The organism is Micromonospora sp. LHW51205 (assembly GCF_003315815.1).
Classification (GTDB): domain Bacteria; phylum Actinomycetota; class Actinomycetes; order Mycobacteriales; family Micromonosporaceae; genus Micromonospora; species Micromonospora chalcea.
In genome coordinates, this window is sequence record NZ_QMEZ01000006.1 from 209774 (window position 1) to 230309 (window position 20536).

At 74.3% G+C, this 20536-nt stretch carries 15 protein-coding genes; 5 read left to right on the plus strand and 10 right to left on the minus strand.

The features are described from left to right. Window positions 1-63 precede the first annotated feature (63 nt). On the plus strand, window positions 64-1461 hold the full coding sequence (locus DQE82_RS22935) for a S9 family peptidase (protein WP_113973807.1): 1398 nt from the start codon (window positions 64-66) through the stop codon (window positions 1459-1461). Here DQE82_RS22935 and DQE82_RS22940 read toward each other — a convergent pair. Further along, window positions 1425-2198 (minus strand): DedA family protein, encoded by a 774-nt coding sequence (locus tag DQE82_RS22940; RefSeq protein WP_113973809.1) that lies wholly within the window; start codon window positions 2196-2198, stop codon window positions 1425-1427. The two genes, DQE82_RS22935 and DQE82_RS22940, sit on opposite strands and share 37 nt — an antisense overlap. A gap of 66 nt (window positions 2199-2264) precedes the next feature. On the opposite strand from DQE82_RS22940, the gene DQE82_RS22945 reads away from it, so the two are divergent. Further along, window positions 2265-2957 (plus strand): carbon-nitrogen hydrolase family protein, encoded by a 693-nt coding sequence (locus tag DQE82_RS22945; RefSeq protein WP_113973810.1) that lies wholly within the window; start codon window positions 2265-2267, stop codon window positions 2955-2957. A 3-nt stretch (window positions 2958-2960) separates the two neighbouring features. Here the strand turns inward: DQE82_RS22945 and DQE82_RS22950 are convergent, their stop codons facing one another. The 4 genes from DQE82_RS22950 to DQE82_RS22965 all read right to left on the minus strand — a co-directional run bounded on the left by DQE82_RS22950 (window position 2961) and on the right by DQE82_RS22965 (window position 6656). Then, window positions 2961-4400, minus strand: coding sequence for a serine/threonine-protein kinase (locus DQE82_RS22950; RefSeq protein WP_113973812.1), 1440 nt, complete (start codon window positions 4398-4400; stop codon window positions 2961-2963). Window positions 4401-4484: 84 nt separating this feature from the next. Then, window positions 4485-5333 (minus strand): SAM-dependent methyltransferase, encoded by an 849-nt coding sequence (locus DQE82_RS22955; protein WP_064446517.1) that lies wholly within the window; start codon window positions 5331-5333, stop codon window positions 4485-4487. A gap of 75 nt (window positions 5334-5408) precedes the next feature. After that, on the minus strand, window positions 5409-6296 hold the full coding sequence (locus DQE82_RS22960) for a helix-turn-helix transcriptional regulator (RefSeq protein ID WP_043324606.1): 888 nt from the start codon (window positions 6294-6296) through the stop codon (window positions 5409-5411). Between the two features lie 102 nt (window positions 6297-6398). Then, window positions 6399-6656, minus strand: coding sequence for a DUF397 domain-containing protein (locus DQE82_RS22965; RefSeq protein WP_030502645.1), 258 nt, complete (start codon window positions 6654-6656; stop codon window positions 6399-6401). Window positions 6657-6883: 227 nt separating this feature from the next. Here DQE82_RS22965 and DQE82_RS22970 point away from each other — a divergent pair, with 227 nt between their 5' ends. Beyond that, the gene (locus DQE82_RS22970; RefSeq protein ID WP_043324610.1) at window positions 6884-7519 is read left to right on the plus strand and encodes a GGDEF domain-containing protein; all 636 of its coding nucleotides are present in this window, start codon (window positions 6884-6886) and stop codon (window positions 7517-7519) included. Between the two features lie 123 nt (window positions 7520-7642). On the opposite strand, the gene DQE82_RS22975 is transcribed toward DQE82_RS22970, so the two are convergent. Beyond that, entirely contained in the window at window positions 7643-8137 is a 495-nt protein-coding gene (locus DQE82_RS22975; protein ID WP_043324613.1) for a type II toxin-antitoxin system PemK/MazF family toxin, read from the minus strand. Between the two features lie 146 nt (window positions 8138-8283). Between DQE82_RS22975 and DQE82_RS22980 the strand changes: the two genes are divergently transcribed. Both DQE82_RS22980 and DQE82_RS22985 read left to right on the plus strand, forming a co-directional pair. Further along, complete coding sequence (locus DQE82_RS22980; RefSeq protein ID WP_113973814.1) at window positions 8284-8796, plus strand: NUDIX hydrolase; 513 nt, start codon at window positions 8284-8286, stop codon at window positions 8794-8796. A 43-nt stretch (window positions 8797-8839) separates the two neighbouring features. Beyond that, the gene (locus DQE82_RS22985) at window positions 8840-10054 is read left to right on the plus strand and encodes a hypothetical protein (protein WP_113973816.1); all 1215 of its coding nucleotides are present in this window, start codon (window positions 8840-8842) and stop codon (window positions 10052-10054) included. Here the strand turns inward: DQE82_RS22985 and DQE82_RS22990 are convergent. The 4 genes from DQE82_RS22990 to DQE82_RS23005 form a co-directional block, all read right to left on the minus strand. Continuing rightward, window positions 10000-11649, minus strand: coding sequence for a DUF885 domain-containing protein (locus DQE82_RS22990; protein WP_113973941.1), 1650 nt, complete (start codon window positions 11647-11649; stop codon window positions 10000-10002). The genes DQE82_RS22985 and DQE82_RS22990 overlap by 55 nt on opposite strands. A gap of 95 nt (window positions 11650-11744) precedes the next feature. Then, window positions 11745-17231 carry a non-ribosomal peptide synthetase/MFS transporter gene (locus DQE82_RS22995; RefSeq protein WP_113973826.1) on the minus strand — a complete coding sequence of 1829 codons (5487 nt, stop codon included), beginning with the start codon at window positions 17229-17231 and terminating at the stop codon, window positions 11745-11747. Then, window positions 17231-20350 carry a non-ribosomal peptide synthetase gene (locus DQE82_RS23000; protein ID WP_113973828.1) on the minus strand — a complete coding sequence of 1040 codons (3120 nt, stop codon included), beginning with the start codon at window positions 20348-20350 and terminating at the stop codon, window positions 17231-17233. Before DQE82_RS23000 ends, DQE82_RS22995 begins: the two co-directional genes overlap by 1 nt. Then, complete coding sequence (locus DQE82_RS23005) at window positions 20347-20535, minus strand: MbtH family NRPS accessory protein (RefSeq protein ID WP_043324625.1); 189 nt, start codon at window positions 20533-20535, stop codon at window positions 20347-20349. The genes DQE82_RS23000 and DQE82_RS23005 overlap by 4 nt, the downstream gene beginning before the upstream one ends. Window position 20536: the final 1 nt, after the last annotated feature.

Here is a 20536-nt window from a genome sequence, read left to right on the forward strand (position 1 = left end):
TAGGCATCCGTCCCGCGTCGTCACCCCCGTCCCGGGGTGGCACCGTCCCCCCGGGGAGCAGCGATGCAGCCCTCACCCGTGCGCAGCCGGCTGCTCGCCGTCGGCGTGGCCCTCACGTTGACGCTCGGCCTCACCGGCGCGGCCCCCGCCGCCGCCACCGGCCGCGACGACGGCAGCGGCCCGCTGCCCGGCTACACCATCGTCAACCCGCCGCTGCCGCCACTTGTCGTCGGCGGCGCAGCCACCACCGTGCGGCAGGGCGTGCACGCCAACGCCGGGTACGTCATCGAGATCCCCAGGCGCTGGAACGGCGACCTCGTCATGTGGGCGCACGGCTACCGCGGCCAGGGCACCGAGCTGTCGCCGGAGCCGCCCGGCTTCGACCTGCGGCAGCGCCTGGTGACCCAGGGGTACGCGTGGGCGTCGTCGTCGTACGACCGCAACGGCTACGACGTGCGCTCCGGCGTGCGCAGCACCCGCGCCCTGGCCGACCTGTTCAGCCGTACCGTCCGGCACCCGCACCGGGTGCTGATCGCCGGGGTGTCGATGGGCGGTCACGTCATCGGCCGTTCGCTGGAACAGTACCCGGGCTTCTACGCCGGCGCGCTGCCGATGTGCGGGGTGCTCGGCGACCAGGAGCTGTTCGACTTCTTCCTGGACTACAACCTGGTCGCGCAGGCGCTGGCGGGGGTGCGCGCGTACCCGACGCCGCCCGACTACCTGACCTCGGCGGTGCCCCGGATCCAGGTCACGCTCGGCCTGGCCGGACTGGCTCCGGGCGGCCCCGACACCACCAACGACCTGGGCAAGCAGCTGCGCGCGGTCACCGTGGAGCGCTCCGGTGGGCCGCGGCCGGGCGCCGACGCCGCGTTCGCGGTCTGGAAGGACTTCCTGTTCGGCATCGCGGTCAGCGAGGCGGACGGCTCCCCCGCCCGGCGGCCCGGCCAGCTCGCCACGAACCTGTTCACCAGGTACGCGCCGAACCAGCCGGTCGACCTGAACGCGACGGTGCAGCGGGTCGCGCCGGAGAACCTGCGCCAGCGGCTCTCGCCGAGTCTGACCGAGGTGCCCCGGATCGCCGGGCGGCCCACCGCGCCGGTGCTGAGCCTGCACGGCCTCGGTGACCTGTTCGTGCCGTTCGGCATGGAGCAGGCGTACGCCCGGGACGTGGCCCGGCACGGCCGGTCCCGGCTGCTGGTGCAGCGGGCCGTGCGTACCGCGCAGCACTGCGAGTTCAGCCCGGCCGAGGCCGGCGCCGCCTGGGACGACCTGACCCGCTGGGTCCGCACCGGCAAGCGCCCGGCCGGCGACGCGGTCACCGACCGGCGCGCGGTGGCGGCGCCGGACTTCGGCTGCCGGTTCAGCGACCAGGCCGCCCGGGCCGCCGGGGCCGGCACCCGCCCGCTCTATCCGCCCTGCCCGGCTCAGTCCTCCTCGCGGCCGTACCAGCCGCCGCGGTAGACGGTGCCCTGCCGGGCCGACTCCGGCCCCGATTCCGGCGCCGGCGCCGCCTCCGCCGCGAGGGCGCTCCGGCGCGAGCGGCGGACCCGGCTGACCACGAACCAGCAGAACCCGGCGACCACGGCCACGATCACGATCTTCTGGAACGTGCCCGCGTACGCCTCGACCACGTGCCACTGCTCGCCGAGGAAGTACCCGGCGAGCACGAACGTGGTGTTCCAGATCAGGCTGCCCAGCGCGGTGTAGAGCAGGAACACCGGCACCGGCATGCGTTCCACCCCGGCCGGAATGGAGATGAGACTGCGGAAGATCGGAATCATCCGGCCGAAGAACACCGCCTTGACGCCGTGGCGCAGGAACCACGCCTCGGTGCGGTCCACGTCCTCCAGCTTGATCAGCGGCAGTCGCTCGGCCAGGGCGCGCATCCGGTCCCGCCCGAGGGCCGCGCCGATGTAGTAGAGCGCCAGCGCGCCCACGATCGACCCGATCGTGGTCCAGACGATCGCACCGACCAGGCTCATCTTGCCCTGGCTCGCGGTGAAGCCGGCCAGCGGCAGGATCACCTCGCTGGGAATGGGCGGGAACAGGTTCTCCAGCGCCACCGCGAGGCCGGCGCCGGGACCGCCGAGCCGTTCCATCAGGCCGGTGACCCAGCCGGTCACTCCGTCACCGGACGGCTCTGCCGCCCGCGCGGCGCTCACCCGGGGGCCGGCGAGCAGCTGTGCGTTTCCGATCATCCGACCAACGTTACGGGGCGAAGCTGCGGACGACCACGCGTCATGGAAACCATTATCGTGTACGCCATGCGTACGCCGTTGCGGATCGCCGTCGCCCAGCCGCTCACCCGCTCCGGCGACGTCGCGGGCAACGCGGCACGGCACGCCGACGCCGTGCGCGCCGCCGCGGCCCGCGTGGTGGTCTTCCCGGAGATGTCACTGACCGGGTACGAACTGGACGCCGCGCCGCTGGACCCGGACGATCCCCGGCTCGCACCGCTGCGCGCGGCGTGCGCCGAGACCGGGACGCTGGCGCTGGCCGGCGCGCCGGTGCCCGGACCGCACATCGGGGTGCTCGCGATCGACGCCGAGGGCGTGCGGGTGGCGTACCTGAAGATGTGCCTGGGCGGCGCGGAGCCGCAGCACATGCGGCCGGGCCGGGAGCCGGCGGTACTCGATGTGGACGGCTGGCGGCTGGGCCTGGCGGTGTGCAAGGACACCGGCACGCCGGAGCACGCGACGGCGACGGTGGCGCTCGGCGCGGACGCCTACCTGGCCGGGGTGCTGGAGTCGGCGGACGACGCGGCGGTGCCCGACGAACGCGCCCGCCGGGTCGCCGCCGCGCACGGCGTGTGGGTGGCGACGGCGAGTTTCGCCGGCTCGACCGGAGGCGGGTACGCGCGCGCCGCGGGTGGTTCGGGGATCTGGTCACCGGCGGGTGAGCCGGTGGCCCGGGCCGGTACGGACACCGGCGAGGTGGTCACCGCCACGCTGCGGTGACACTCAGCCCTCGTCGCCGCTGCGCAGCCGCTCGTAGCCGTCGATCAGCTTGCGCAGCCCGGCGGCGGTGACCGGGTCGATCTTGTCGTCCTCGGCGGCGTCCTCGATCTTCTCGCGCAGATCCTCGACCCGCTTCTCCCGGTCCTTCGGCTTGCCCCGGTCCAGCTCGGCGACCTTCTTGCGCAGGTCGTCGGCGACCTTGCGCTCGATCAGCCCGATCGACTCGGCCCGGTCGAGCAACTCGTCGAACCGGTCGCCGAGCTGCCGCAGCGTCACCGGTTCGGCCGCCGTCGACGGCGGCGCCGCGCTGCTCGGCTCGGGCGCGGGCGGCTCGGCGGCGCCGGTCGTGGGGCCAGTCGTGGGCGCGGAGGCCGGCGGGGCGCCGGAGCCGTCACCCCACACCAGCGAGCCGACCACCGCGAGCAGCAGCACCACGGCGCCGGCGACCAGCAGCCCGAACAGCCGGTTCGAGGAGACCGCCGGACGCGGCGGCGCGCCGGGACGCCGCGGCGCGACCGGGCGGGCCGTAGCGGCCGGAACCCGCTCGACCAGGGTGGGCGAACGCGTCACCGGCGCCACGGTGGGCAGGATCGCGGTCGGCGGATCCACCGGGCGGCCCGCGCCGAGCCGCTCGGCGAGCCGGGCCGCGCTCGGCCGCCGCGCCGGGTCCACGTCCAGGCAGGCCAGCACCAGGTCGGCGATCTCCGGCGGCAGGCCGGGCACGCGCGGCGGCGGCACCGGCGGCCGGTTGCGCCGCACCTCCAGCACGTCGTCCCAGCTGCGCACCGGCAGCGGGGCCCGGCCGGTGAGGCTGCGGTACAGCAGCACGCCGAGCGCGTACACGTCACCGGCCGGATGCGCCGGGCCCGGGTCGAGGCGTTCCGGGGCGAAGTAGGCGGGGGTGCCCATCAGCAGCACGCCGGTGTGCCCGGTGACCGGGTGCGGGCCGGCGGGCGCGGCGATGCCGAAGTCGAGCACCTTCGCGCCGGTCTCGGTGAGCATCACGTTCGCCGGTTTGATGTCGCGGTGCACCACGCCGATGCGGTGCGCCGCGGCCAGCGCCCCGGCGACCTGCCCGGCCGTGCGGACCGCGTCCGGCCAGGCCAGTGGCCCGCCGGCCAGCCGGTCGGCGAGCGTCTGCCCCTCCACCAGCTCCATCACCAGGTACGGGACCACGACGCCGCCCTCCAGCGTCGCCTCGGCGTAGTCGTACACCTGGGTCACGTGCGGGTGGGTCAGCCGCGCCGCCGCGCGGGCCTCGCGCTGGATGACCGCGCGCAGTTGCGGGTCGGCGGCGAGCTGCCCGGCGAGGACCTTGACCGCGACGGGCCGGTGCAGCACCTCGTCGTCGGCGCGCCACACCTCGGACATCCCGCCGAGGCCGATGCGCTCACGCAGGACGTAGCGGTCGTGCAGGCGCAGGGCGGGCGTGAACGGCGACATAATTCACCAGGCTGCCATGCGCGGCACCGGCCGCACCAACCCGCGCCCCCGTTTCGTCCGTGTTCCGGCGTTCTTCCGCCCGAGTCAGGGCTTGCGGGCGACCCCGCCGTACATGCTGACGTCGACCACGGACGGCCGCGGCTCCGGCTCGCCGTCGGCGCGCCACTCGGCCACCGAGCAGATGCCCGGCTCGACCAGTTCGAGGCCGTCGAAGAAGCGTACGACCTCCTCCCGGCTGCGCAGGTTGATCACGCCGTGCGGGCCACCGCCCCGGGCCGCCGCCTTCGCCTCGGCGGCCACCTCCGCCGGAAGGTAGTCGTGGGTGGCGTGCGAGGCGGCCAGGTAACTGCCGGCGGGCAGCGCGTCGAGAAGCGTGTCGACCAGCGCGTACGGGTCTTCGCCGTCGGGCACGAAGTGCAGCACCGCCAGCAGCATCAACGCCACCGGCTGGGACAGGTCGAGCGTGCGGCGCAGGTCCGGGTGGGCCAGGATCCGCTCCGGGTCGCGCAGGTCCGCGTCGAGGTAGGCGGTGACGCCGTCGGCCGAACTGGTCAGCAACGCGCGGGCGTGGGCCAGCACGATCGGGTCGTTGTCGACGTACACCACCCGGGCGCGCGGGTCGATCGCCTGCGCCACCTCGTGGGTGTTGTCGGCGGTGGGTATGCCGGTGCCGATGTCCAGGAACTGCCGGATGCCCGCCTCACCCGCCAGGTGACGCACCGCGCGGCGCAGGAACCGCCGGTTCTCCAGCGCGCTGATCCGGATGGTCGGGAACCGGGCGGCCATCGCGTCGCCGGAGTCCCGGTCGGCCTGGAAGTTGTCCTTGCCACCGAGCCAGTAGTTGTACCGCCGGGCGGGGTGCGCCACTGTCGTGTCGATCCGGTCGCCGAGCGGCCCGGAAACGGGCGCCGTCCCTGCTGCGTCGCTGGTCAAGGCCACCTCCACGACTCGGGTCCCACCGTCCACTGTCTCCGGTGCGGATCATGGTACTGCCCAGCGCCGGCCCGGTCAGGCCGGGTACAGCTCGTCACGGAGGCGGGCCAGCAGCTCACGGGTGCGCTCCGGCGGCGCGGCCTCCACGCACAGCCGTTCCATCGCCTCGGCGTAGAACTCGAGGTCGTCGCGCTTGTCCAGGTAGATCGCGCTGGTCAGCTGCTCGATGTAGACGATGTCCGGCAGGTCCGCGTCGCCGAAGCGCAGGATGCTGAAGGCCCCGCTGGCCGCGGCGTGCCCGCCGGCGGAGAACGGGACGATCTGCAGCCGTACGTGCGGCGCGGCGGTCGCCTCGATCAGCGCGTCCAGCTGCTCGCGCATCACCGCGGCCCCGCCGATCGGGCGGCGCAGCGCCGCCTCGTCGAGCACCGCCCACAACTGCGGCGGGTTGCTGCGGCGCAGCAGCTCCTTGCGCTGCATCCGCAGCTCCACCCGCCGGTCCAGCTCCGCCGCCGACGCGCCGCGGTGCCCGAGCAGGATCACCTGCCGGGCGTACGCGGCGGTCTGCAGCAGCCCGGGCACGAACTGCACCTCGTACGTGCGGATCAGCGCGGCGGCGGCCTCCAGCCCCAGGTACGCCTGGAACCACGCGGGGAGCACGTCACCGTAGCGGTGCCACCAGCCGGGGCTGTTCGCGTCCCGGGCGAGCTTGAGCAGCGACTCGCGCTCGCCGGCGTCGGTCACGCCGTAGAGCGTGAGCAGGTCAGCCACGTCGCGCTCCTTGAAGCCGACCCGGCCCAGCTCCATCCGGCTGATCTTCGACTCGGAGGAGCGGATCTCCCAGCCGGCCGTCTCCCGGCTGACCCCGGCCCTCTCACGGAGCCGCCGCAGCTGCCCACCGAGCAACATGCGCAGCACGGTGGGCCCGCTTGTCGGACCGCCCTCGACGGGCACCGTCGCCACCTGACCGCCCTCGCATCCCGACTGCCCCGGCCGGGCGCCCCCCGGCCGACGAGTAAGCATGCCATGAACCGACAGTGAGGTGAACTCCTCCGGAGCGGTTAATCAGTCCCGTGTGCGGGACGGCGGGATCAGGTGGTCGAAGTCGCCGTCGCGCGCGCCGAGCACGAAGGCGGCGATCTCGTCCACTGTGTAGATCAGCGCCGGGCCCTCCGGGTGCCGGGAGTTTCGGACCGCGATTCCGGTGCCACCGGGCAGCTCGGCCAACTCGACGCAGTTGCCGCTGGGGTTGCTGCGACGACTCTTCGACCAGCGCATCGGGGGCAGCTCGGGCACGGGCACACCGTTCGGCGGTTGTTGCATGGGCGTCCTTCGGGATGAGCCAGCCGAGGCCGCGGGGAGGAGCGGTGGGTGGCGACGTCTGTCGACTGAGGAGTGAGATGCACGTGCATCTGCTATTGCATCTGCAATGGACGGAGAGCATGATAGCCGAAACGTACGGTGTGCCGGGTCGCTCACATTCGGTGACCCGAACCCGGCCTCCGGATGCCGCCGCGCGCGGCTAGGGGACTGCGGTGAGGAGGACGCGCGTGCCGGATCCGATGACCGTCGCCTCCGGCATATCCGCCGCGGGGGCCCTCATCTCGGCCTGGCAGTTGCGCCGCCGCGCCGTACGCGCCGAGGCCGAGATCGAGCTGCTCCAGGCCGAACTGGCCGCCGAACGGCACGCGGCCAGCCACGACCCGCTCACCGGCCTGCCCAACCGCCGCGCGTTCTTCCGGCTCGCCGCCACCCTGCTCACCGACCCGGCCGGCCAGCCACTGGTAGCGGTCGTGCTCGACCTGGACAACTTCAAGCAGGTGAACGACCGCTACGGGCACGCCGCCGGCGACCAGGTGCTGATCAGCGTCGCGCAGCGGCTCGCCGCGTTCGCCGGCAACAACCTGGTGGCCCGCCTCGGCGGCGACGAGTTCGCGGGCCTGCTGGCCAGCCCCACGGCCGACCGCCGGTGGATCGAGCACGCCACGCGGCGGCTCTGCGAGGCGCTCGCCGCGCCCATCCCGCTGGGCGCGCGCAGCATCCAGGTCACCGCGTCGGTCGGGCTCGCGCCCGTGCACTGCCCGACGCAGCTCACCGACGCGCTGTGCCGCGCCGACGCCGCCATGTACGAGGCGAAGACGCTGGGCGCGGCCCGCCCGACCCGGCAGCTCGTCGCGGAGTACTGACCGGCCCGGCCCAGGGCGCCCACGTGCCCGGCCGGTCCGTGTGCTCAGCCAATCAGCGTGGCCGGTCGGTCCGCGTGCTCGGCCGGCGCGGCTACCTGACTGGCGCGGGTCCCGGGCGCGCGGTCAGCGCCAGCCGTAGCCGGCGCGCAGCGCCTGCCCGACCCGGTCGAACCGTGGCCGGTCCAGCACCGCGCCCTCGCGGCGGATGCTGTCCTCGCGCATGGTGAGCACCCGGTCCAGGCGCACCCAGGAGGGCCGGTTGTCCCGGTCCCACTCCCCCGGGCCGAGCGCCAGCCAGTGCCGCTGGCCGTCCCGGTCGCTCTGGCTGGACAGCATCAGCCCGAATAAGGTGCGGCTGTGCCGTCCGACCACCAGCACCGGGCGGTCCTTGCCCTGGCGGGGGTCGTCCTCGTAGGGCACCCACGTCCAGACGATCTCGCCCGGGTCGGCCTGGCCGTCCGGCTCCGGCGCGTACGACAACTCGCGGCGCTGCAGCGCGTTGACCTGGCGGCGGCGCGCGACCTGAGCCGGGATCGGCGCGCCCGGGCGGGGCGGGGCGGGCACAGCCCGGGTGATCCGGCCGAGCCGCGACGCCACGTTCTTCAACAGACCTGCCACGGCGGGCAGCCTATCGGCCGGGGTACGACCGCCCGGGAATCGGGTCGCCCGGTCGGGTGGACGGTGCCGTGCGGGATGCCCCTGTTAATAGGGGGCCCCTCTACTACCGGAGGCGTTAATAAGGGGCCCTTCCTTACGCTGGGGGCGTGCGGCTACCCGATGATCTGCCGGTGTTCGAGCGCAGCGCGGTGCGGCTGGTCGTGCTCGACGCCACCGACCACCTGCTGCTGTTCCACACCCGCGACCCGGACCACCCCGACCTCGGCGTCTGGTGGGAGCTACCCGGCGGCGGGCTGGACCCGGGCGAGACCTACCGGGAGGCGGCGGTCCGCGAACTGCGCGAGGAGACCGGCATCGCGATCGGTCCGGACGAGGTGGGCGCGCCGACGTGGCGGCGGCGGGCCAGCTTCCGGCACCGGCAGCGCCGCCACCTCCAGGACGAGGTGATCGTGGCGGTACGGCTGTCCGGCCCCGGACCGGACGTGGACGAGGCGCTGCGGCTGGACTACGAGGTGGAGGACTACTTCGGGTTCCGCTGGTGGCCGCTGGCCGAGGTGCTCGCTGAGCGGCCGCGCTGCTATCCCGGGCGGCTGCCCGAACTGCTGCCCGCGTTCCTGGCCGGCGAGGAGATCGACGAGCCGTTCGAGCTGTGGTCCTGAGCGCGGGCGTGCCACCCGGCGCGTGAGCGGGCAGAGTGGAGCCGTGACTCCCCTGCACGCACCACTGGCCCGTTACGCCGAGCGGCTGCACCGCGCCGCCGGTGACACCCACCACGTCGCCTCGCCGCTGGGCGCGTGGCTGCTGCTGGCGCTGACCGGCCCGGCCGCCACCGGCGAGACCCGGGCGGCGCTGGCCGAGGCGCTCGACGCCGACCCGGACGACGCCGCCGCGGAGGCCCGGGCGCTGCTCGCCGCGCCGCACCCGATGGTCGCCGCGGCCACCGCGCTGTGGGAGCGCGCTCCGGCGCCGGAGCTGGCCGCGTGGCGGGCCGCGCTGCCGGAGAACACCGAACGCGGCCCGCTGCCCGACCAGGCCGCGCTGGACGGCTGGGCCCGGGAGCGTACCGGCGGGCTGATCGACAGCTTCCCCGTCGACGTCACCCCGGACACGCTGCTGCTCCTGGCCAACGCGCTGGCCACCCGCGTGTCGTGGGCCGACCCGTTCGACACCGCCCCCGGCGCGGAGCTGGGCGCGGGCAGCGCCTGGTCGGGCCGGCCGAGCCGGGTGCTGCGTACGCCGCCGTTCGGGCACCGGTGCTGGGTGGCGGCCACCGACCGGGCCGGTGACGTGGCGGCGCACGCGGTGCCGGCCCGCACCGGCGACGACGGCGCCGGAATGCTCGTGGTGTCGGTGGCCGCCGCGCCCGACGTGCCCGCCGCAGACGTGCTGGCCGCCGCACAGGAGCTGGCGAGCGCCGCCGCGCTCCTGCCGGACGCCATGCCGGGCCGCCGGTCGCTGTTCGACCTGCCGCTGGGCGAGACGCCGCTGTGGACGCTGCGGGAGGAGCCGACCCGGACGTACGCGGACGACGGCCGGGAGGAACGCGCCACCGCGGTGCTGCCGTGCTGGTCGGCGCAGAGCCGACACGACCTGACCGCGCCCGGGTTCGGCTTCGACGCGGCGGCGCAGGCACTCGGCGAGCTGCTGGGCCTGGCCGGGCCGAGGTTCGACGCCGCGCAGTCCGCGGCGGCCCGGTTCGGCCGCTACGGCTTCGAGGCCGCCGCGGTGACCGCGTTCGGCCGGGCGACAGCGCTGCCGCCGGAGGGGGTCGCCCGCGTCGCGGAGCTGCGCTTCGGTCACCCGTACGCGGTGGTCGCGGTCACCACCGACCCGGCCGGCGGCCCGTGGCACGCGCTGCCTGTCTACTCCGCGTGGGTGGCCGACCCGGAGGAGTTGCCCGCCGACGAGGCCGGATAGGCGGGGAGCGCGCTCGCGAGCTGGTCCAGTCCCAGCGAGCCGAGTTCCAGCGCCCGGTTGTGGAACGCGCGCCGGTCGCCGGGGAACGCCGCGCGTCCGTCGCGCCACACCCGCTCCCCCACCTTGTAGGTGAGCGCCTGCCCGGGCCGGCCCAGGTACCGGGCCACTTCCAGTGGCGCGTACGGGCCCTGGTGGCAGCGGTCGCGCAGCAGGTCCAGCGCGGCCTGCGGCGTCCACGGCGCGCTGCCCGACGGCATCGGCAGCCGCAGGTGCAGGCCGATGTCGAGCACCACCCGGGCCGCCCGCAGCAACTGCATGAACAGGTGGCCCAGCCGGGCGCCCGGCTGCTCGTAGAGTCCGAGTTCGTCCATCAGCCCTTCGGCGTACAGGGCCCAGCCCTCCTGGGCGCCGGAGAGCCCGCCGAGCAGGTTCAGCCGCTGCCCGGGGCCGCCCCGGCACGCCTCCGCTCCGAGGTGCAGGTGGTGGCCGGGGACGCCCTCGTGGTACGCGGTGCTGTACGCCCACCAGGTCGGGAAGCGCTCCTGACCGTCGGGCAGCAGCCACGAGACCCGGCCCGGCCGGGTCAGGTCCCGCGACGGCGCGATGTAGGCGGTGCCGCCCGACGTGGTGACCCGGGACTCGATGCGGCGCAGCGGCGCGGGGATGTCGAAGTGCGTGCCGTGCATCCGCTCGGTGGTGGCCTCCAGCAGCTCCTGGAGCCAGGCGGCGAACTCGTCCCGGCTGCGCAGCACACCTGGCGCGTCGGGGCGGTCGAGCCGTTGAAGCACCTCGGGCACGGCGCCACCCAGGGCTCTCGCCTCCGCGACCAGGTCCGCCTCGATGGCGGTGAACTCGTCCCAGCCCCACTCGTACAGCTCGCGCAGGTCCGGTTCCGTGCCGAGGAAGGTCCGCACCCAGAGGGCGTACCGCGCCGGGCCGAACGCCTCGTCGTCGCGCGCGAGCGGCGCGAGGTCCGCGGTGAGCGTCGTGGCGAACCTCCGGTACGCCTCCCGCGCGTCCCGCGCCGCCGCCTGCAACGACGCGCGCTGCGGCCCGTCGCCGTAGCGCTGCACGAGCGCCGTGTCCTCGTCGATCCAGGTGCGGCAGCGCTGCGTCACCAGGTCCACCTGGCGTCGCGTGGGCAGGTGACCGCGTTCGGCGGCGACCAGCAGGCTGGCGGCGTACCCGTCCAGGGATGCCGGGATCGCGGCCTGGCGCGCGCCGACGCGGGCCCAGCCGTCCTCGTAGGCCGCGCGCCCGGCGTCGCGGCCCGGGACCGCTGATTCGACGCACTGGCGGATGAGCTGGAGCGGGCCGGTGGCCGCGACGTGCAGTTCCCGCAGGTCCTCCCCGGCGGCGTGGAAGGCGATCCGGGCGCGCAGCCGTTCGGCGAGGTGCTCGTGCAGCGGGCTCGGGGCGGGCAGCGCCTCGATCCGGCGCAGGGCGCGCGCGGCGAGATCGGCGCGGGCCTGGTGACCCTCTGGGCTGTAGTCGGTGAGCCCGTCGACGTCCTGCTCACCGGCCTCGACCACCGCCACACACGGATCGAGGCGCCCCATCTCCCGCAGCAGCGTGTCGGTGACGTCCTCGCCCATCGCACCGATGCTACCCCCGGTGATCAAGGAGTTCGCGCCGGCCGGAAGGCCCGGAAAGGACACGAACTCCTTGATCAACCGGATGGGAGGCGGGGTCAGACCGAGACGAGCTCCTTCTTCTCGGCCTTGGCGGCCAGGCGCTTCTCACGCTCCTGAGCGCCGATCAGGTCGTCCGGCAGGGAATCCTCCACCTCGATGTCGAAGCGGCGCAGCAGGCGGATCGCGAACCCGCCGAGCGTGACCAGGACCAGCGCCGCGCCGAAACAGATGTACGCGAAGCCGATGCCCCGGCCCGGTCCGGTGCCGATCACCGCGCCCACCGTGCCGGCCAGCGCCCCGCCCGGCGCGAGCATCGGCTCGAACAGCGCGGTGGCGCCCGGCGCCAGCAGCGCGAACCCGATCGGCAGCGTGGACCAGGAGATGGTCTGGTTGAGGCTGAACACCCGGCCGTGGAAGCGCTGCGGCACCTTCACCTGGACGATCGTCGCGTAGATCGACTGCGCGGTGGTCATCGACATGGCCAGCCAGCAGAACCCGACGCAGATCATCGCCACCGAGGCGTCCAGGCCGATCAGCATGCAGCCGATCGCGGTGCCCAGGTTGCCGATCAGCACGCCGATCATGCGGCGCTTGCGCGGCCCGCCCCACAGCGACATGAGGATGCCGCCGAGCACCGCGCCGACCGCCTCGGCCAGCGCGACCTGGGCGACCTGGGTGGGGCTGCCGAACGACAGCACCAACGGGGTGATCAGCACCAGCGCGGGCGCCAGGAAGATGTTGCCCAGCGCGAAGTAGCCGAGCATCAGCCGGAATCCGCGGTGCCGCCAGGAGTAGCGCATGCCGTTGGCGATGGCCACCAGCAGCCGCTCCCGGGGCCGCCAGCCGAGCGCGTCCGGGAAGCGGACCACGGCGAGCGTGAGCACCGCGAGCACGTAGCTGGCCACGTCGACGAGCAGGATGCCCTTCAGGTCGATGGTGGCGAGCAGGCCGGCCGCGAACGCCGGCATGAGCAGCGTGGCCACACCGGTGGACAGCTGGGTGATGCCCATGGCGTGCCCGAGGTAGCGCTTGGGCACCAGCTGCGGCACCGCCGACTGGAACGCGATCCGCTGGAACGATCCGGCCACCGAACTCAGCGCCACCAGCAGGTAGATGTGCCAGAGCACCAGGTTGTCGGTCCACAGCAGGCTGGCCAGCACCAGCTGGATGGAGCCGGCGAAGCAGCTGGCCGTCATCATGATCCGGCGGCGGCTGACCCGGTCCACCAGCGCGCCGGCGACCGGCAGCATGAGCACGCCGCAGATCAGCGCCAGCGCCCACAGCAGACCGAGGTCGGCCACCGAGCCGGTGCGGTTGAACAGCCAGATCGGCAGCGCGAACGCGGTCAGCGCGGAGCCGGTGCTGGAGACGAGCTGCCCGACCGTGATGGCCAGGAAGCGGCCCATGCTCGGCTTGACCGCGGTGCTGGCCTTGCGGGCCACGCCCACGCGCAGCGTGTCCGCCACCGCCCAGCCGGCGTCCTCACCCCGCGCCTGCGGGCTCAGCGCGCCGATGTCACCGGCGACCACCGCCGGGTGCGCCTGCGTGACGATCTCGGCTAGCTCCTCGGCGCGGTACTTCAGGAAGAAGTGACCGGCCTGGTCGAGCACGACCAGCCCGAGCGTGTCGCTGAGGAACTGCCACTCGGTGTACCGCTCGCGGTAGTAGTCGGTGACCGGGTCCTCGGAGCCGACCACCGAGATGATCGGCGCGCGCAGCTTCGTCGCCTGCTTGTCCAGCAGCCGGGTGAAGTACTCCTCCGAGGCGCGGGAGTCGGCCCGCATGTTGCTGATGATCCGGTCGGCCTGCTCCGGGTCCAGCTCGTCGGTGTCCACGCCCATCGACTTGAGCCAGCTCGCGTAGTGCTTGTTGCTGCGCAGTTGCTCCAGCTTGTTGCGGGCCGCCGAGAAGACGCCCTTGGGGCGGGCGAACGGGAACATCGCGCCGATGTAGACGGCCTCCAGGTCCCGGCCGGACGCCTCGACCTTGCGGGCCACCTCGGCGACGATCGCGCTGCCCACGCCGCAGTGGCCGTACAGGGCGATCGGTCCCTCGACCCGCTCCAGGATCTCGTCGGCGACCCGGCTGGTCAGCTCCTCGAACGGCAGCGCGTCCTCGGTGAGGCCGACGTCGTGGCCGGGGATGGCCAGCGACCACAGCCCGTACCCGGCCGGCAGCGCGTCGGCCAGCGGCTGGTAGACGATGGCGCTGCCGCCGCCGTACGGCACGCAGACGTACGTCAGCACCCGCTTGCCCGCCGGGATCGGCTTGGTCAGCTCGTAGAGCAGCCGGCGCGGCCCCTCCTGGGCGGCGTCGCCGGAGATGAACGCGGCCAGGTCGCGGATGGTGCGCTGCTGGAACAGGTCCATCACGCCGACCGCCCGGCCGCCCAGCTCCGCCTTGCGGATCTTCGCGACCACCTGGGTGGCGAGCATCGAGTGCCCGCCCAGGTCGAAGAAGTCGTCGTCGATGCCGAGCGTGTCCACGCCGAGCACCTCGGACCAGATCGCGGCCAGCGCCCGTTCGGTGTCGTCGCGCGGCTCGACCAGCGCCACCGACGCCTCGCGGGTGACCACCGGCGCGGGCAGCGCCTTGCGGTCCAGCTTGCCGTTCGGGGTCAGCGGCAGCGCGTCGAGCGTGACGAACGCGGCCGGCACCATGTACTCGGGCAGCGTGTCCTTCAGCGCCGCCTTCAGCGCGGCGTGCTCGGCCGCCCCCACCAGGTACGCGGTGAGCCGCTTGTCGCCCGGGCTGTCCTCCCGGACGATCACCGTGGCCTCGGTGACGCCCGGCTGGTCGCGCAGCGCGCTCTCGATCTCGCCCAGCTCGATGCGCAGGCCGCGCAGCTTGACCTGGTGGTCGATGCGGCCCAGGAACTCGATCACCCCGGCGCCGTCCGGGCCGATTACCCAGCGGGCCAGGTCGCCGGTGCGGTAGAGGCGGGCGCCCGGTTCGGCGGAGAACGGGTCGGGGACGAACTTCTCCGCGGTCAGCGCCGGCCGGCGGTGGTAGCCGCGGGCCAGCCCGACACCGCCGATGTGCAGCTCGCCGGCCACCCCGACCGGGCACTGGGCGCCGGACGGGTCGAGCACGTGCAGCCGCAGGTTGGCGATCGGCGCGCCGATCGGCACGCTGGTCACCTGCGCCAGCCGGTCCGGCTCGCACGCCCAGGCGGTCACGTCGATGGCCGCCTCGGTCGGGCCGTACAGGTTGTGCAGGCCGCACCAGGGCAGCCGGGCGGTGAAGTCGGCTGCCGAGGCCAGCGGCAGTTCCTCGCCGGAGCAGATCACCCGGCGCAGCGCGGTGGCCGCCTCCACGCCGTCCTCGGCGAGGAAGACGGTGAGCATCGACGGGACGAAGTGGGCGGTGGTGATCCGCTCGGACACCAGCAGGTCACGCAGGTAGCCGGCGTCCTTGTGGCCGCCCGGCTTGGCCAGCACCAGGCGCGCGCCGGTGCGCAGCGGCCAGAAGAACTCCCACACCGACACGTCGAAGCTCGCCGGGGTCTTCTGGAGCACCGCGTCGTCGGCGCCGAGGCGGTACGTCTTCTGCATCCAGTCGAGCCGGTTGACGATGCCCCGGTGCGTGTTCGGCACGCCCTTCGGGCGGCCGGTGGAGCCGGAGGTGTAGATGACGTACGCCAGGTGCTCCGGCCCGGCGGCCGGCGCCGGGTTGGTGTCGGGCTGACCGCTCCACACGGTGGCGTCGTCCAGTTCGAGCACCGTGGCGCCGGTGTCGGGCAGCACGTCGCGCAGGTGCGACTGGACCAGCACCACCGGCGCGTCCGCGTCGCCGACCATGAACGCGAGCCGGTCGGCCGGGTACTCCGGGTCCAGCGGCAGGTACGCGCCGCCGGCCTTGAGCACGCCGAGCAGGCCGGCGACCAGTTCCACCGAGCGTTCCGCGCAGACCCCGACCAGGGTCTCCGGGCCGACGCCGGCCGCGCGCAGCCGGTGCGCGACGCGGTTGGCCTGCGCGTTCAGCTCGGCGTACGTGCGGCTGTGGCCGTCGATGGTGACCGCCACCGCGTCCGGGGTGGCCGCGGCGCGCTCCTCGATCGGGCCGTGCAGCGTCTCGGCGCGCGGGAAGTCCGCGCTGGTGTCGTTCCAGGCGGCCAGCAGCTCCCGCTCGGCGGCGGGCAGCAGGGGCAGCCGGGAGACCGGGGTGTCCGGCGCGGCGACGACCGCGTCCAGCAGGGCGGTCCACCGCTGCGCCATCCGCTCCACGGTGGCCCGGTCGAACAGGTCGGTGTTGAAGACCAGCTTGCCCCAGAGCCCGTCGACGGTCTCGACCGCGTGCAGCTCGAAGTCGAACCGGGTGGCCCGCAACTCCATCGGGGTCCAGGTGAACGTGACCTCGTCGGTGCGGGACACGCCGGTGAACCGGCCCATCTCGTAGTTCTGCAGCACGAACATGGCCTGGAACACCGGGGAGCGGCTGACGTCGCGCGGCAGGCCCAGCTCGTGCACGACCTTGGCGAACGGCACCTCGGCGTGCTCGAAACCGTCCAGCACGGTGCGGCGGGTGCGCTCCAGCAGCTCGGCGAAGGTCGGGTCGTCGCCCAGGTCGGCGCGCAGCGGCAGCATGTTGATGAACATGCCGACGAGGTTCTCCAGCTCCGGCGCGGACCGTCCGGCGACCGACGCGCCGATGGCGAAGTCGTCCTGGCCGGAGTGCCGGGCCAGCAGCACCTGGTACGCGGCGAGCAACGTCATGAACAGCGTGCCGCCGCTGTCGCGGGTGAGCGTGTTGAGCGCCTCGGTGGCGGCCGGGTCGAGCTGGAACTCGACGAAGTCGCCCCGGTAGGTCTGGGTGGCCGGGCGGGGCCGGTCCAGCGGCAGTTCCAGCGGGGTGATGCCGGCCAGCCGCTGCTTCCAGTAGTCGACGTGCGCCCGCGCCTGCGGGCCGTCCAGCTCCTGGGCCTCCCAGACGGCGAAGTCGCCGTACTGGATCGGCAGGGCGGGCGGCTCGCCGCCCCGGTAGAGCGTGATCAGGTCACGCAGCAGCACGTCCACCGACCAGCCGTCGCCGACGATGTGGTGCTGGGCCAGGAACAGCACGTGGTCGTCGGCGGCGAGCCGGATCAGCAGGGCCCGCAGCAGCGGCCCCGCGGCGAGGTCGAACGGCTCGGCCGCCGCCGCCTCGACCAGCGCCTGCGCGGCGGCCTCGTCGGGCGCGTCCACCACCGTGAGCGGCACGTCCGCGGTGTCCGCGATCACCACCGTGGGGCGGCCGTCGGAGTCGGCCGGGAAGCGGGTGCGCTGCGACTCGTGCCGGTCCGCGAGCGCGGTCAGGGCGGCGCGCAGCGCGTCCACGTCGAGCGGTCCACGCACCCGCAGCGGCACCGCGATGTGGTACGCCGCCTCGCCCGGGGCGAGCTGGTCCATGAACCAGACCCGCTCCTGGGCGTAGGACAGCGGCACCTCGGCGCCGGCCGGGCGGGGGGCGATCCGGGCCGCGGTTGCGGTCTGGCGGGCGCGTAGCCGTCGGGCGATCAGCGCCTGCCGGGCCGCCTCGCGGGCCGGATCCTTCAGGTCGGTCATCAGTTGGTTCCCTCTTCCGCCGCGAGCAGCGCGGCGACCTCGGTGTCGGAGAGACCGTCGAGCTCGGCGGCGATCCGCTGTTCGATCTGGGCGGCCAGGTCCGCCACCACGGGGCTGCTGAACAGCGCCCGCATGGGCAGCTCCACGTCCACCTCGGCGCGGATGCGGGCCATCGCCCGCATGCCGCGCAGCGAGTTGCCACCGAGGGCGAAGAAGTCGTCGTGCGCGCCGACCTTCTCCACCTGGAGGATGTCGGCGTACACCTCGGCGACCAGGGCCTCGGCCTCGGTGCGGGGCGCGACGTAGCTGTCCTGCGCCGTCTCGGCCGTCGCCGGGGCGGGCAGCGCGGCGCGGTCCAGCTTGCCGTTCGGGGTCAGCGGCAGCGCGTCCAGCCGGACCAGGGCGGCCGGCACCAGGTGCGCCGGCAGCTCGCGGGCCAGTTCGGCGCGGACCGAGTCCTCGTGGGCCGGGCCCACCAGGTAGCCGACGAGCATCGGCTCGCCGCCGTCGGCGCGGACCGCCGCGGCGGCGGCCCGTACGTCCGGGTGGGCCAGCAGCGCCGCCTCGACCTCGCCCAGCTCGATCCGCATGCCGCGCACCTTGACCTGGTCGTCGCGGCGGCCCAGGTAGTCCAGCGTGCCGTCGGCGCGCCAGCGGGCCAGGTCGCCGGTGGCGTACATCCGGGCGCCGGGCGGGCCGTACGGGCAGGGCAGGAACCGCTCGGCGGTCAGGCCGGGCCGCTCGTGGTAGCCGCGGGCGAGCTGCGTGCCGGTGACGTACAGCTCCCCCACCACGCCCGGCGGCACCGGGCGCAGCGCGGTGTCGAGCAGCAGTGCCCGGGTGTTCCAGGTGGGCGTGCCGATCGGCACCGGGCCGGCCGGGACCGGCTCGCCGGGGGCGATGCGGGCCGCGACGCAGCCCACAGTGGCCTCGGTCGGGCCGTACTCGTTGATCACCGCCACGTCGGGGTGCGCGGCCCGCCAGGCGGCGAGCTGCTCCCCGGTCAGCGCCTCGCCGCCGATGACCAGGTCGGTCGTCGGTGACAGCTCGCCGTCGAGCAGCGGCAGGTGGCTCGGCGTGACCTTGAGGAAGGTCGGCCGCCCACCGGCGCGGGCGGCGGGCTCGTCGATCGCGGCGAGCCGTACCGTGCCGCCTGCGGTGAGCGTGCCGAGCAGGCCGGTGACGGTGAGGTCGAACGAGACCGGCGAGTGCAGCAGCGCCACCCCGGAAAGCCCCGGGTAGGTGGCCCGGGCCCAGGCCAGGTACGCGGTCACCGCCCGGTGCTCGACCACCACGCCCTTGGGCCGGCCGGTGGAGCCGGAGGTGTAGAGCACGTACGCGGGGTGTTCGGGGCGCAGCGGGGCGACCCGGTCGGCGTCGGTGAGGTCGTCGCCGGGCTGGTCGGAGCCGACCTCGCCGTCGAGCACCAGCGCGTCGCCGGGCACCAGGGCGGCGGTGTCCGGGTCGGCCACCACCAGCGCGGGCGCGGCGTCGGTGAGCAGGTACGCGATCCGCCCGGCCGGGTACGTGGTGTCCACCGGCACGTACGCGGCGCCGGCCTTCAGCACGGCGAGCATCGCCACGACGAGGTCGCAGGAGCGGGGCAGGGCCAGCGCGACCCGGGTCTCCGGGCCGGCCCCGCGCGCCACCAGCAGCCGGGCCAGCCGGTTCGCGGCGGTGTTCAGCTCGGCGTAGCGCAGCGTCGCGCCGTCGCAGACCAGCGCCGGCTCGTCCGGGGTGGCGGCGGCCTGCCGCTGCACCTCGTCGACCACAGTGCTCGCCGGCACGTCGTGGGCGGTGTCGTTCCAGGCGCCCAGCACCAGGTCATGTTCGTCGTCGGTGAGCAGCGGCAGCGCGGCGACGGTGCGCTGCGGCTCGGCGACGGCGGCGGCGAGCAGCCGCACGTAGCGGCGCACCACCGCCTCGGCGGTCTCCCGGTCGAACAGCTCGGTCCGGTAGACCAGGCGGCACTCCCCGGTGGTGATGTCGAAGGCCAGGTCGTCCTTCGTGGTGCCCAGCTCCACCGGGTCGAGGCCGGAGTCCGGGATCCAGTTCAGGGCGGTCTGGAAGATCGGCTGCACCGACGGGTCCCGCTGCGGGTCGACCGCCTCGACGATCTTCTGGAACGGCGCCTGGCCGTGCTCCATGGCGTCGATCAGGCCGTTGCGGATCCGGCCGAGCAGCGCCGCGAACGCCGGGTCGCCGGAGACGTCGCAGCGCAGCGCCACCGGGTTGACGAACATGCCGATCAGCGGCGCCAGCTCCGGGTTGTCGCGGCCCGCGGTGGCCACCCCCACCACCACGTCGGTGTCGCCGGAGATCCGCGACAGCAGCGCCGCGAAACCGGCCAGCAGCACCATGTACGGGGTGGCCTGCGCGCCGGTGGCCAGCGTGCCGATCCGGTCCAGCAGCCCGTCGGGCAGCGTGAAGCGCACCTCGTCACCGGCGAACCCGAGCTGGCCCGGACGGGGCCGGTCCAGCGGCAGGCCGATCACCGGCGGCGCTCCGGCCAGGTGGCCGGTCCAGAAGGCGAGCTGCCGGTCCAGTTCCTCGCCGGTGAGCTGCTGGCGCTGCCAGACCGCGAAGTCGGCGTACTGGATGGGCAGCTCGGGCACGGCGGGCTCGGCGCCGGTGCGCGCGGCCTCGCAGAACGCGACCAGTTCGTGGTGGAACAGCACCGCCGAGTGGCTGTCGAAGACGGCGTGGTGCGCCACGAACGCCAGCGCGAGCCCGTCCTCCATGCGGATCAGCCGGGCCCGCCACAGCGGCGCGGCGTCCATCGGGATCGGGGCGCGCGCCATCTCGCCGCGGATCCGCTCGAACTCGCCGCGCTGCTCACCGGCGGGCAGATGGGTGACGTCGGTGACGGGCAGCGGCGCCGGTTCGTGGGCGCGCACGACCTGCACCAGCGCGCCGTCGTCGACCCGCAGGTGGGTACGCAGCGCCTCGTGCCGGGCGATCACCCGGTTGACCACGTCGCCGGCCGTCTCGGCGTCCACGTCGGCGGGGAACATCCACGGGAAGGAGACGTTGAACACCGGCGACCCGGCGTCGAGCTGGTTGGCCATCCACACCCGCTCCTGGGCGTAGGAGGCCGGGAACGTCCACTCCTGGGTCATGAGAGGGCCTCGCGCACCGAGCGGGGACGCATGTCGGTCCAGACCTCGTCCACGTGGGCCAGGCACTCCTCGCGGCTGCCGGCGAAGCCGGTGTCGTGCCAGCCGGCGGGCAGCTCGCGGTCGGCCGACCAGATCGAGTACTGCTCCTCGTCGTTGCGGACGACCAGGAATCGGGATTCGGCCATG